The sequence below is a fragment of the Paenibacillus terricola genome, from assembly GCF_014779765.1.
Lineage (GTDB): Bacteria > Bacillota > Bacilli > Paenibacillales > Paenibacillaceae > Paenibacillus_T > Paenibacillus_T terricola.
Window position 1 is genome coordinate 142,470 of record NZ_JACXZA010000008.1, and the last position, 13,109, is coordinate 155,578.

Annotated in this window: 10 protein-coding genes; 5 read left to right on the top strand and 5 right to left on the bottom strand. The window is 49.2% G+C overall.

Annotation, left to right across the window (positions count from 1 at the left end):
* Positions 1 to 58 precede the first annotated feature (58 nt).
* From H8B09_RS26370 to H8B09_RS26390, 5 genes are all read right to left on the bottom strand, one after another.
* Positions 59 to 559, bottom strand: a complete 501-nt coding sequence (locus tag H8B09_RS26370; RefSeq protein WP_191206587.1) for a GNAT family N-acetyltransferase — start codon at positions 557 to 559, stop codon at positions 59 to 61.
* Between the two features lie 148 nt (positions 560 to 707).
* Positions 708 to 1,289, bottom strand: a complete 582-nt coding sequence (locus H8B09_RS26375; RefSeq protein ID WP_191206661.1) for an LOG family protein — start codon at positions 1,287 to 1,289, stop codon at positions 708 to 710.
* A gap of 20 nt (positions 1,290 to 1,309) precedes the next feature.
* A complete protein-coding gene (locus H8B09_RS26380; protein WP_191206588.1) occupies positions 1,310 to 1,630 on the bottom strand; it encodes a MazG nucleotide pyrophosphohydrolase domain-containing protein in 321 nt (106 codons plus the stop codon).
* Positions 1,631 to 2,127: 497 nt separating this feature from the next.
* Positions 2,128 to 4,302, bottom strand: a complete 2,175-nt coding sequence (gene glgP / locus H8B09_RS26385; protein ID WP_191206589.1) for an alpha-glucan family phosphorylase — start codon at positions 4,300 to 4,302, stop codon at positions 2,128 to 2,130.
* A 91-nt stretch (positions 4,303 to 4,393) separates the two neighbouring features.
* On the bottom strand, positions 4,394 to 5,227 hold the full coding sequence (locus H8B09_RS26390; RefSeq protein WP_224754030.1) for an AraC family transcriptional regulator: 834 nt from the start codon (positions 5,225 to 5,227) through the stop codon (positions 4,394 to 4,396).
* Positions 5,228 to 5,415: 188 nt separating this feature from the next.
* Here H8B09_RS26390 and H8B09_RS26395 point away from each other — a divergent pair, with 188 nt between their 5' ends.
* From H8B09_RS26395 to H8B09_RS26415, 5 genes are all read left to right on the top strand, one after another.
* The gene (locus H8B09_RS26395) at positions 5,416 to 7,590 is read left to right on the top strand and encodes an alpha-galactosidase (RefSeq protein WP_191206590.1); all 2,175 of its coding nucleotides are present in this window, start codon (positions 5,416 to 5,418) and stop codon (positions 7,588 to 7,590) included.
* Between the two features lie 121 nt (positions 7,591 to 7,711).
* Positions 7,712 to 9,496 carry a sensor histidine kinase gene (locus H8B09_RS26400; protein ID WP_191206591.1) on the top strand — a complete coding sequence of 595 codons (1,785 nt, stop codon included), beginning with the start codon at positions 7,712 to 7,714 and terminating at the stop codon, positions 9,494 to 9,496.
* Entirely contained in the window at positions 9,493 to 11,043 is a 1,551-nt protein-coding gene (locus tag H8B09_RS26405) for a response regulator transcription factor (RefSeq protein ID WP_191206592.1), read from the top strand. Before H8B09_RS26400 ends, H8B09_RS26405 begins: the two co-directional genes overlap by 4 nt.
* 85 nt (positions 11,044 to 11,128) lie before the next feature.
* Positions 11,129 to 12,085: an ABC transporter permease gene (locus H8B09_RS26410; RefSeq protein ID WP_191206593.1), complete on the top strand. Its 957-nt coding sequence runs from the start codon at positions 11,129 to 11,131 to the stop codon at positions 12,083 to 12,085.
* 14 nt (positions 12,086 to 12,099) lie between these two features.
* Positions 12,100 to 13,038 (top strand): carbohydrate ABC transporter permease, encoded by a 939-nt coding sequence (locus H8B09_RS26415; RefSeq protein ID WP_191206594.1) that lies wholly within the window; start codon positions 12,100 to 12,102, stop codon positions 13,036 to 13,038.
* Positions 13,039 to 13,109 lie beyond the last annotated feature (71 nt).

Consider the following 13,109-nt stretch of genomic DNA (forward strand, 5'->3'; position numbering starts at 1 on the left):
TTTATGCCGAGATATAGGCAAAAAGCAAGGGCTGCCCCTAGCGGAGCAGCCCTTGCCTCTATAGTTCCTTGATCAAATACAATAGCAAATCATCATCCACCCGAACCATGCTTCCCGGTTCGACATCCTGATTCGCGTATTGAATGCCTCTGCCATCAAGCACATAACCTCGCTTGCAGTAAATGCGCTGCGCATTGCCGTAATCCCGGTATAGACCAACGCCTATCCCGACGCGAGAACCGCGTTGGCGGGCGGTGTTCTCCAGCTCATCCATCATCAAGTTAGCAATGCCTCTTCTGCGATAGTCGGGAACAACGCCCATATCATTGATTTCAGGAATGTTATGCTCGGCGAAATAAGGGTAATACGAATTCATTAATAGATGTCCGTACCCGACAATCGTATCGTCTATCTTTGCAATTACCGTCACACGCTTGTTCTCAGCAATCTCTTGCAGGCACTGTTCCCAGTATTCACGTGGCCGCATATCGCTTAGCTGCTTGGTTAGTTCATCTATTTGCAGCTCGTTAATGACTCGTTCAATCGCTATCGTTATCATTCTACTGATGCCCCCCTTTTGTTTGTGTCAAGAGAATGATAAGTCGAGTATATCGCCGTTTGTATTATTTTGGAATATAAAGTTTAACCATAAAGCAAAGAAAGAACCACTGTAATCAGTGATCCTTCCTCGTGAATATGAGTTTGAGTTATGTACGCTGCTCAGTGAGGTAAGTTTTGACCGATGGAGCGGTATAAGTTGCGAACTTCTCCAATATGCCTTCTGTCGTATCGTCTGTGATGACCATCGGGCGATATTTGGGCTGCATGAAGCGTTCGCGTTCCATGACATCAAACATAGCCAATAGAGGATCGAAATAATGATTAATATTCAGAAGTCCACATGGCTTCTCATGTAAGCCCAATTGGCCCCATGTGAAGATTTCAAAGTATTCTTCCATGGTTCCCGGTCCGCCAGGCATCGCAATGAATCCATCGGACAACTCAGCCATCTTGGCTTTGCGTTCATGCATCGAGTCAACCATAATGAGCTCTGTCAGCCCAGTATGTGCAATTTCTCGGCTTTGCAAGAAGCGGGGGAGGATTCCGATGACTTGACCGCCGTGCTCCAACACAGCATCAGCAACGGCTCCCATCAGCCCAACGTTGGCCCCGCCGTATATCAGCGTGATTTGGTTGTTGGCAAGCGCTCGACCCAGCTTAATGGCAGCCTCTTTGTATATGGGTGAGTTTCCCTCGCTAGAGCCGCAGAATACAGCGATTGATTTCATCATGATACTCTCCAATCGATTTAGTTTGATGAATAACGGGCTGCAAGCTTTTCTTTATGTGCATCTAGAATTTCTTCGAGTGAAATATCATATTGGTTGGCAATGACAATTAGATTCCCAAGCACATCCCCAAGCTCTTCTACCAATTGCACTTTGTTCTCCTCATAGGTGCCGTCAACCTCATCGGGACGATCTCTTCCGATCTCTAGTGCACGAATGGCGCGGGCTACTTCTCCTGTTTCTTCTGCAAGAAATCCGATGCGAATGAAGATATTCAGGTCGGACCATTTGCGCTGCGCGTAATAATCCTTGACCCACTGTTGAAATTCGTTAATATTCATTGTTGTTCCCCCATTGCAGAGTTGAAAATGCCAGTCCTTCTATTATAACCTGTGCAGCATCCAAGCGAGACCAACGATTCATAAATTATAAGTAAAGAGCGAGTCTTATGCCGTTGGCGATCCTCGCTTACGCGCTAGCAACGGTTGTAGAAGAGCCTTATCGGGGAAGAAATGCACCATTTCAAATTAAGGGTTGTTGGAGAGCCTATTGGCCCATTAACCTAGTTGAAATCGCTGTATTTCCCTACAATAGCACCAATTGCAACCGTTACAAGTTGAGAAGCTGCATTTTCAGCGAAATAACCACTCCAGCATCCGTTAGATGAGGCGCGTTCAATAGTTATGCTCACCCTTCGCCGTGAAGGGTGGGATGCTGTAACTCTCCGCGCTGGTCTTGATCGGAGATTGCGCAACAGTGCGTGGCACAACGCGCGCTCATGTCACAACAAAAGGCCGCCGAGTAAATTCGACAGCCTGCTTGAAATATTCGTCGTTCTTTATCCCCAAGTCGCCAATTCCATCTCGAAATCGTTAGCAAAATCAGGGCTGATCGGCGTGACGCGAACGTTCACATTCGACCGCCATACATCGATCGGAATTTCCGGCGAGACGCCCTCGTATACGTACAGTCCTTTAGACAGTTGCTGTACCAACTCCAGCTTCGCACGCCAGATGCCGCGGCGGCCATCGGAGCCGACCGCTTCCACACGGACATCCTTATGCCAGATCGGACCTAGATCAATCTTGGCGATGAAGGCCGTCTTGTTAAGCCCGATTCGGCTGCTATGGTTGTCGAGAATCTCGACTTTGTTCACATGAACGGCAGACCAGTTGTCTCGTATGAATCGCTTATAGGCGCCAACTCTCGATGCCACCTCGAAGTTGTCGGCGCGGAACCGCTTGCCTCTTTCGGTTGCGGGCACATAGATCCGATTCCAGTAATCCGTTACCATTCGATGGGTGTTATAGACAGGGGTGAGGGAGACAATAGACTCCTTCATCATGTTGACCCATTCCGTCGGAATCGCGCGTTCGCCTCGCTTGTAGTAGAGCGGAACAATTTCATCTTCAAGCAGGCGGTACAGCGTCTCGCTGTCCTGCCTTGTCTGTTCATCGGAGCCGCCGTCCGTGACCCCGTCAATGGCCCAGCCGTTGCGTCCATTGTAGCCTTCTACCCACCAACCGTCGAGCACGCTGCAGTTGAGCACACCGTTCAAAGCAGCCTTTTGCCCGCTAGTACCGCTCGCTTCCATCGGCTTCACCGGTGTATTCAGCCACACATCGACACCTTGGACGAGCTTCTTCGCCTTATCCATCGCATAGTTCTCGACAATATGAACGCGACCCTTGAATCGGTCTTCTCGAGATAACTCCACAATTCGCCGGATGAGATCTTTGCCCGGTTCATCCGCAGGATGCGCCTTGCCGGCGAAGATCAAGCAGACCGGCCGCTGAGCGTCGCCCAGAATGCGCGCTAGTCGATCGAGGTCGCTGAAGATGAGCAGCGCCCGCTTATACGTTGCGAACCGTCTTGCGAAGCCAATGATCAAGGGTTCTTCACCGAATGCAGTGAGGGGCAAACCTAGCTCCTGAACCATCTCCGACTTCGCTTTCTTATGCTCCTTCCACAGTTCAGTAGCTGGAATTTCGCGAACCGAAGCCCATATGTCCACTTCCTGCGTACGGATAGCCCAGTCTGATACGAGGTGCTGATCATACAGCTTCTTCATCCCGTCTGCCAGCCAAGTACCGATATGAACACCATTCGTGACGGAATCGACGGGAATGTCTTGAATCGGAATATGCGGCATCCAGCGATGGAACAGCTCGCGGGTTACTTCGCCGTGCAGCTTGCTAACCCCGTTTACCTTCGAAGACGAGCTAACGGCAAGCCGCGTCATGTTGAATGCGCCATCCAATTGGCCAAGCGCCAGAACTCGATCTCGGTCTGCGCCCATCTGCCAATAATAGTCGCCGAGATACCTGTCAATCATCTCGATAGAGAAGACGTCATGTCCGGCAGGGACTGGCGTGTGTGTCGTAAAGACCGTACTTGCCTTAACCGCTTCAAGCGCCGTCTCGAACGATACACCTTCGGCAGACAGCATACGGATGCGCTCGAATGCAAGGAAAGCGGAATGCCCTTCGTTCATGTGCCATACGTCAGGCTTAATCCCTAGCGCAGCCAGCAACCTTGCGCCGCCAATGCCTAGAAGCATTTCTTGACTGATGCGGGCATCTTGATTGCTTGGATAAAGGTTATCAGTCAATTGACGATCGGATTCACTATTCGCTTCAACATCCGTACTAAGCAGATAGAGCGTTACGGAGCCTAATGACACATACCATGCTTTGGCATACACAGGTCTTCCTGCAATCGTCACTTCAATAATAATCGGCCGGCCCTCGGCGTCCTTCGCCAGTTGAACCGGGTACACGCTAGCCTCCAGATTTACATCCGGATATCGCTGCTGCTGCCAGCCGTTCTCATTGATTTGTTGTTGAAAATAACCTTTCTTATAAAAAATGCCTACGCCCGTAAGCGGAATGTTCAAATCTGCGGCCGCCTTGATATGGTCGCCAGCTAAGATGCCAAGGCCGCCTGAGTAAATTGGCAATGACTCGTCAAGTCCGAACTCTGCTGAGAAATACGCCACACCACCGTTTGGCATTCTCCCACCTCATTTTCGCTTTATTGCGCTACGACATGTAAGCGCGTGACTTGATGCTTTATTACTATATGCGGGGAAGCTGTACACGTGCCTATATCTTACGTACCTCGAATCGATACTGCCTGGGCGAGGACCCCATTACCTTCTTGAACATCTTAGAGAAGAGCAATGGGTCATAATACCCGACAGAGCGGGCAATATCCCCGATTGTCAGTTCTGCGTTTCCCATCATTTCGCACGCTATATGAATTCGATACCGGATTAAATAATCTTGAATACTCGTGTTCAACTCTTGGTGGAACAGCGAGCATAGGTAGCTTCGGTTGAGTCCAATGAATTGAGCGATATCTTCTATCGTGATTTTCTGAGCGTAATTGGTCTCGATGAAATCCTTTACCTTCTCGACGTATATTTCGGCTCGGCTTTCTTTATGCTCAGAAATCGGCATTGCTGGTCCAAATTCAACAAGAAGCGACAGCAGGGAGTAGAGCAGCCCGGTTAGATGGGTTTCTCTCGCTTTGTGATAACGTTTGGATTCATTCATGTATGTAAAATATTGATAAATGCGGTCGTCCTGCTCGTAGTGGAAGATAGGACTGTCCAGCGTAAGGCCTGCCTGCTTCAAGAGCGAATCAGCCAATACGCCGTCAAAACCAAACCAGCAGTACGTCCAAGGGTTCGTCGTATTCGCTTCATAATAGGTGACCACATCCGGACCAATGAGAAATCCTTGCCCCTTTCGGAGCTCATACCGGGTTCCGCCAACCTCGAAGATTCCTTCTCCGTCCATAATGTAATGGAGCAGATAATGACTCCTCACGGCTGGTCCGTGAAAATGGCCAGGAGAACATGCTTCGCTGCCATATTGGGTCAAATACAATTCGGTGTGTTGTTTGCTGCGCGGCAAATACTCGATCACAGTCATTCTCCTCAAATATTTATATCTAGTATTATGACATATTTACTGAGTACCATGCCATGTACTTCGTTATTGGTAATCGTTTATGATTCCAGTACAGTTGTATTTCATTCTATTCGGTAACAATCAAGCCTAAAGACATGTAATTTCTGGAGTTTAATCGTTATTCGTATGATGGAGAGGGGAATCGATCAATGACTATCATGGTTCAAGAGCAGCAGGGACTTTTTCATCTGCAATCGTCCGGCATGAGTTATCTCATTCAGATTGTGAATGGGTACCCGGCTCATGTTTATTGGGGAGGCAAGCTGCAGCATCGAGAGCGGATGGAGGATATGCTCATCCATACTCCTGATGGAGCGGGATTGGATCGGCTGCCGCAAGAATATCCGCAGTATGGAAGCGGGGATTTCCGTAACCCGGCATACCAAGTCGAGCTTGAGGATGGGACGAGGATCTCGGAGCTCAAGTATGTCGGCTACCGCACGATGAAGGGCAAGCCTACTCTATCTGGGCTTCCGGCTGTTTACACGGAGGATGATACGGAAGCGGATACGCTGGTGCTTGAATTGAAGGACCATTATTCGGGACTTCAGGTTGACCTGCTTTATACGATCTTCGCAGATCGTAACGTCATCGTTCGCTCCGTTCGCTTGCGCAATGAGGGCGGGAAGCAGCTTCGGCTTCGCCGTGCGCTGAGCGCTAGCGTTGATTTTGCAGAGAAACGTGATTTCGAGATTACTTATCTGGCAGGCGCGTGGGCGCGGGAAGGAAATATCAATCGCAGGTCGCTGCTTCAAGGCGAGACTCGAATCGATAGCAAGCGAGGCATGAGCAGTCACCAATTCAATCCGTTCGCTACGCTCGTCACACCGGAAACGTCGGAGGACCATGGTGAGGCGTATGGCTTCAGCCTCGTGTACAGCGGCAGCTTCGAGGCGACGGCAGAGGTGGATTCCTTCGGCTCCACACGGATCAGCATGGGCGTGAATTCGTTTGATTTCGCATGGCTGCTCGCTCAAGGGGAGAGCTTCCAGACGCCAGAGGTCGTCATGGTGTATTCCAGACAAGGCCTAGGAGAGATGTCACGCACGTACCACCGCTTGTATCGGACACGGCTGTGTAGAGGCGAATATCGTGATCGCGAAAGACCGATTCTCGTGAACAACTGGGAAGCGACTTATTTCAATTTCAATGCGGATAAGCTGGTATCCATCGCGGAAGAAGGGGCGAAGCTGGGCATCGAGCTGTTTGTGTTGGATGATGGCTGGTTCGGCAAGCGGGATGCGGATAATTCGTCTCTCGGCGATTGGTACGAGGATCGTCGGAAGCTGCCGGACGGACTTGCGGATGTGGCGGAGCGCATCAATAAGCTGGGGCTTCGATTCGGGCTGTGGTTCGAGCCAGAGATGATCTCGCCTGATAGCGAGCTGTATCGCAAGCATCCGGATTGGTGTCTGCATGTGCCAGGGCGTCGGCGCTCGGAAGCAAGATGGCAGCTCGTATTGGATTATTCCCGCCAAGAAGTGCGAGATTACATTTACGACTCGCTTGCCGCTATTTTTACAACCGTTTCAGTCTCCTATGTCAAATGGGACATGAACCGCGCGCTGACCGAGATCGGTTCTGCCGAGCTGCCTCCTGAACGCCAATCCGAGACGGCCCATCGCTATGTGCTCGGGTTGTATGAGCTGTTGGAACGGATCACGACGTCGTTCCCGCATATTCTGTTCGAGAGCTGCTCCAGCGGCGGCGGACGATTCGATCCGGGCATGCTCTATTACATGCCTCAAACCTGGACGAGCGACAATACCGATGCTGTTGAACGGCTGAAGATCCAATACGGTACTAGCCTAGTGTATCCTGTGAGCGCAATCGGCGCCCATGTATCCGCAGTTCCGAATCATCAGGTTGGGCGGATAACGCCGCTTGATTTCCGAGGAAATGTCGCCATGTCCGGCAACTTCGGGTATGAGCTTGATCTGACGAAATTTACGGATGAAGAGAAAGCGCTCGTTAAGGAACAAGTTGCAGACTACAAGCAGATTCGCGGATTAGTGCAGCAGGGTGACCTGTATCGGCTGAAAAGCCCGTTCGAAGGGAACGAGTCGGCTTGGATGTTCGTATCGGAGGACCAAGAGGAAGCGCTCGTTTATTACTTCCAAGTGATGGCTGTCCCTCACGCGCCACGTAGAAGCTTGCGGCTTGCGGGATTAAACCCTGAGCTCGAATATGAAGTTCGGTCAAGCGACAGCGAGACGGCATCGACTTTCGGAGGAGACAGACTTATGCAGCTGGGACTGCATCTTCCATACAAACAGAAGGACTACGAGAGCGGATGGTTCAGCGTTCGAGCCGTTAAGCGATAATGAGCTCTTGAAGCACGGCCAGCTAGCCCGAGAATGAATTTGTAAATATTCCCTGATACCCCTTTTATACGAAAGGGGTATTTTGGCACGCAACGGCCTAAGTGGCCCGGGAGGGTACATCATGTTCGTAATCCGAATGATGAATGATATGAAGATGAAGAAGAAGCTGGCGCTGGTGTTTATTTCGGCTGCTATTATTCCGCTGCTGATATGCGGCTTATTTCTAATCGAGAAGCTTCGCGAAATCGTAATTAATGATGCTTTCTCTCAAGCATCCGCCAATGTTGAACGTGTTCAGAAGCGGACGGAGGAGCTGATTAACGTACCGCTGGATATCTCGTATCGGCTAATGACGGATAATCGAATGAAGAAGGTGGCCAGCCAGCAATATGACAGCTATGTCGATGTCATTAAGACGTATCGGGAATATACAGACATCCGTGATTATCTTCAGTTATACAACAAAGAGATATCCGGCATACGTGTCTATGTCTCCAATCCAGGAGCGCTTAATAATTGGGAGTTTATTCAACCGAGCACCAAGATAACGTCATCCGTTTGGTATCAGGAGGCTGTTGCCCAGAAAGGTCTCGTCGGATGGAACTTGATCCTTGATGAGCGGTATGGGGCTGAGAATCTGAGTCTCATTCGTGCCTTTCCATTAGACGAACACGGACGCAGCGGTGTTCTTGTTATGAATGTAAACAAGCAGCAATTACATGCGATTGTCGAACAAGAGTCATTCCCAACCTTGATCGTGGATGACCACAACCGGATCGTCGCGGCCAACGAAGCGGATATGCTCGGGAAGAATCTGTCTGACATTCACGCCGATTCCAATATCTTGTCTAGCCAGGAAGGCAGTTATGACACACAGATTAACGGTAAATCGTCCAAAGTAGTAATCGCTAACTTGAATCCGGAGAATAGCTGGAATGGGTTGCGCATTATTTCGATTTTTACGGTGTCAGAAATTACCCATGACGCGAATCAAATCATCATGCTTGGCGTGATTGTGATTACAGGCAGTTTGATTGTTGCCATCTTATTGATCTATGCATCCGCATCATTAATCTCAAGAAGGCTGCTTCGTTTGAGTAAGCATATGTCCAGAGTAGGAGCTGGCTCTTGGGAAGCAACAATCGAAATAGATGGGAAAGATGAGGTCGCCCTGCTGTCCAGGCAGTTTAATGCACTCGTCCGAAACGTCAATGACTTGATTCACGAGGTTAATGAAACGAACCAGCAGAAAAATCTCATTGAGCAAAGACAGAACGAGATGAAGTTCAAAATGCTTGCGAGCCAGATCAATCCCCATTTTCTATTCAATTCGTTGGAGTCGATTCGGATGGAGGCTCACATTCGTAAGCAGGAAGATATCGCTGAAGCAGTATGGATGCTGAGTACATTGCTGAGGAGCAGTCTAGAGGTCGGGAATGGCACGATTGAGCTGCGCGAAGAGCTTGAACGCATACGCTGTTACCTGGATCTTCAGAAGTTCCGGTATGAAGATCGTTTGATTTATCGGCTGCGTGTTGATCCGATGACCGAGAGAATGCAAGTGCCGCCATTGATCATCCAGCCATTAATCGAGAACGCCGTCATACACGGTCTGGATAATCATGTTGAAGGAGCTGTTATCGAGTTGGAAGTGATCGGAGTGCCCGAAGGTATACACATTACTGTACGAGACAACGGTGCGGGTTTCAATACCGAACGGCTAGCGCAAATTAGAGAGGAGCTTTCGGCGTCCGTGCAAGAACAGGAGGGCCAGCGGATTGGGCTGCGCAATGTGAATGATCGGTTAGTTTTGTTATATGGAGCATCAAGCGCGCTGCAGATCGAGAGCGAGCCCGGACGTGGTACGGTCGTTAAATTTTTCATTCGTGGAGGTGAATTCCAATGATGAAGGTCGTTATCGTGGATGATGAACCGAAGGTCCGACAGGGCCTTCAAACGCTAATCCCTTGGGAAAGTCTCGGTTTCACCGTAGCAGCAACAGCTGCTAATGGTCAGGAAGCATTGGTTGTTATTAAGGAAGAAGTGCCGGAAGTCGTCATCGTCGATATCCGCATGCCTGTTATGGATGGATTACAGCTGATTCAGCAGCTAACATCCATCGGTCATCGGATGCAATTTATTATCCTCAGCGGCTATGCCGACTTCGAGTATGCCCAACAAGCGATCAAATACGGGGTAACCGGTTATCTTCTAAAACCGGTGGATACTCGCGAAATGTCCGCTAATCTGATCCGCGTCCGCGAGCGAATCGAACAAGAGCGTGCCCAAAGGAGTCATTCTCAACGGGAAGCTGTAAACCAAGAGCTGATTCTGCGCAACCTGTTAGTCCCTCAGGAAACACAGGATGCAATGGGTGATCCTATAAAGGGGATAAACCAAATACAGGAAGCGGGGCTGCTGTGGAACAGCTATGAGGTTGTCGTTATCCATCCTCTGGGATCTGCGTTGGACCGTGCGTTAGCCAAGCTGTCCGATGGCCTCAAACCATTGATAGAGGGGCGGAGCAAGGGAGCAGTGGCCGTCATTTCCCCTTATGTCGTTCTTCTCCTCAACGAGCCGCTGAGGGGCAGTCAACGGCGTGCATCTCTGTATGACGAGATTATGAATGCAGATGACGGTGTACGATTCGCTGCGGCAACCGGAGGAGCGGTGTCCGCGCCTGAGTTGGTAGCCGAATCCTATAATAAAGCGCAGGAGGCTGTGCGTCTATCCTTCTTCAGCGAGAAAGGTTGTCTTCTAGGACCTAGTCCACATCAGCACTCAACTTCGGAGTCATCTCATGTATATCGCGATAGCGCAGAAGAGATGGAGGATCTAGTCTTCCGCTTGTACTACTGTCTAGATGTTGGGAACGATGCTTTCATCTTGTCGCTTCTGCAAGAGGCTGCAGCTTATTTCATTACGCAGCATCAAGATGAGAAAGCCGTTAAGGAATCGTTCTTCTTTCTGTCGAACGCCGTTATTCATAAGCTGAATGCGTCAGCCCGAATGGACTCCAAAGAGACGGAGGCTGTATCCCGTTTCTTGAACGGGATATTCCAGCAACCATATCTCGGTGATCTCTTAGAAGCGATTCATCGCTTTCTACTCGCATTCGCTCACAAGTCAGAGCCTGGGGGCAAGGAGCAGGATTTTAAGAAAATGATCGACTTTATTCATAAGCATTACGCGGATAACTTGAAGCTGGAAACGTTGGCTGGCCTGCTTAGCTATAGCACTGCCTATCTTGGACAGCTGTTCAAGAATCGAACAGGCGAGTACTTCAACACCTATCTGGACAAGGTTCGCATTCAGAGAGCTAAGGAGCTGCTGAGCCAAGGGATGAAGGTCTATGAGGTCGCCGAATGTGTTGGTTACACAAATGTGAACTACTTCCACAGCAAGTTTAAGAAGTACGAAGGCCGCTCGCCTTCGGAATATAAGAATCATTAATTTGTAGATGATTTTCTCCGAAATCCGTTAGATGGGCCTTGTCTCCTCTCTCCTTTAAGATGAAAGACATGAGAGGGGAGAAGCAATGAAAACAGTAACAAGCAATGCAGAAAACGCATACAAACTGCCGAAGCGTCACGCGTGGAAGGTATTCCGAAACCAACAGTACCTTTACTACATGTCTATTCCATTCGTTCTTTGGGTTTTTGTATTTCAGTACTTGCCATTATGGGGCTGGACGATGGCCTTCCAGAAATATAAACCTGGTCTTGGCTTCCTGGATCAGAAATGGGTAGGTCTTGAGCACTTCAGCGTGTTATTCGGCGATGAGCATTTCTACCAAGTGCTGCGCAACACACTGGCTATGAGCTTGATGGGCTTAATTGCTGGCTTTATCGTACCGGTCGTGTTCGCGCTGCTGCTCAATGAGGTCCGGGTACAAGTGATGAAGCGATTTGTTCAAACCGTATCGTACTTGCCGCACTTCGTATCATGGGTCGTTGCTGCAGGCATCGTCACCAAGATGCTCTCGACGGATGGCGGTGTTGTGAACGATATTCTGATGAACCTGCATCTAATCGATAAACCCCTTCAATTCATGGCAGAAGGAAATTTGTTCTGGGGAATTGTAACCGGGGCAGATATTTGGAAAGAAACCGGGTGGAGCGCGATTATTTATCTTGCTGCTATCTCGGGTATTGGGCCTGAGTTGTATGAAGCGGCGAGAGTGGACGGAGCAAGCCGGCTTCAACAGATGTGGCATATTACACTGCCTGGTATTCGCCCAACGATCATTGTGCTCTTGATCATGTCTATTGGACACCTGCTCGGCACAGGTTTTGAGAAGCAGTTTCTGCTTGGCAACCATTTGGTCATCGATTACTCCGAAGTGCTTGATTTGTATGCGCTTAATTATGGTCTGGCGATGGGACGGTACTCTTTCGGAACAGCGATCAACATTTTCAATTCCGTGATTAGCCTGCTCCTACTGTTTGCAGCCAATGGTATATTCAAGCGCTTTACGAACGAAAGCATTATGTAAGGAGGAAAGATAGCATGGAGTCAGTCAAAAGCAGTTCATTCAACAGCCGGATGGGCAGAAGGTTGAAGTCGAAATCGCCACAGGATTTCATACTGGAACTTTTCGTTTACGTGTTTCTGATTGTCGTAACGGTCGCTACAATCTACCCGTTCCTGAACGTGTTGGCAATCTCCTTTAACGATTCTGTCGATACCGTTAGAGGCGGGATTACGATCTGGCCGCGGGAGTTCACGTTCCGCAACTACGATTTGATATTTACCTTCGGCGGGTTGATTACAGGATTCAAGATCTCGGTATTACGAACGGTAATCGGCACTGTTGCAGGTTTATTCAGCGGCTCGATGCTCGCATATACGTTGTCGAGAAGCGATTTCCGAGCAAGACGGTTCATTTCAACCTTTCTAGCCATCACAATGTATGTTTCCGGAGGCTTGATTCCAGGATTTATCTTGATGAAGAACCTCCACTTGATCGATACGTTTGCTGTATACATTCTGCCAGGACTCGTAAGCGCTTTTAATGTTTTCGTTATTCGTTCGTTTATTGACGGACTTCCTTATGCGCTTCAAGAATCGGCCAAGCTGGATGGTGCTAACGACTTCACGATCTACTGGCGCGTTATTCTTCCATTGTGCAAGCCGGCACTCGCGACAGTAGCGCTGTTCTTGGCAGTCGGCCAATGGAACTCGTGGTTCGATACGTACTTGTTCAACGGGTCCAATGAATCATTAACAACCCTTCAGTATGAATTGATGAAAATATTGCAAAGCACTACGACAACCGCAACCAATTCGCAAGACGCCGCCAACATGGCCCAGCGTATGCAGCAGGTATCGCCGGAATCCGTCAAAATGGCAATTACGATCATCGTAACGGTACCGATTCTAGTCGTGTATCCTTTCTTGCAAAAATATTTCGTTAAAGGCATGACGCTCGGTGCTGTAAAGAGTTAGTGCCTATGCCATTACGGTATATCCAGGCCTATCGCCTGTCCTATACAAATTTCATTATGCTCACTTATTAA

What these genes read in the sequence shown, in the direction of transcription:
- H8B09_RS26370 (WP_191206587.1), bottom strand. Translation starts at nt 559, where the DNA reads ATGATAACGATAGCGATTGAACGAGTCATTAACGAGCTGCAAATAGAT.
- H8B09_RS26400 (WP_191206591.1), top strand. Translation starts at nt 7,712, where the DNA reads ATGTTCGTAATCCGAATGATGAATGATATGAAGATGAAGAAGAAGCTG.
- H8B09_RS26375 (WP_191206661.1), bottom strand. Translation starts at nt 1,289, where the DNA reads ATGAAATCAATCGCTGTATTCTGCGGCTCTAGCGAGGGAAACTCACCC.
- H8B09_RS26405 (WP_191206592.1), top strand. Translation starts at nt 9,493, where the DNA reads ATGATGAAGGTCGTTATCGTGGATGATGAACCGAAGGTCCGACAGGGC.
- H8B09_RS26380 (WP_191206588.1), bottom strand. Translation starts at nt 1,630, where the DNA reads ATGAATATTAACGAATTTCAACAGTGGGTCAAGGATTATTACGCGCAG.
- H8B09_RS26415 (WP_191206594.1), top strand. Translation starts at nt 12,100, where the DNA reads ATGGAGTCAGTCAAAAGCAGTTCATTCAACAGCCGGATGGGCAGAAGG.
- glgP (WP_191206589.1), bottom strand. Translation starts at nt 4,302, where the DNA reads ATGCCAAACGGTGGTGTGGCGTATTTCTCAGCAGAGTTCGGACTTGAC.
- H8B09_RS26390 (WP_224754030.1), bottom strand. Translation starts at nt 5,227, where the DNA reads ATGACTGTGATCGAGTATTTGCCGCGCAGCAAACAACACACCGAATTG.
- H8B09_RS26395 (WP_191206590.1), top strand. Translation starts at nt 5,416, where the DNA reads ATGACTATCATGGTTCAAGAGCAGCAGGGACTTTTTCATCTGCAATCG.
- H8B09_RS26410 (WP_191206593.1), top strand. Translation starts at nt 11,129, where the DNA reads ATGAAAACAGTAACAAGCAATGCAGAAAACGCATACAAACTGCCGAAG.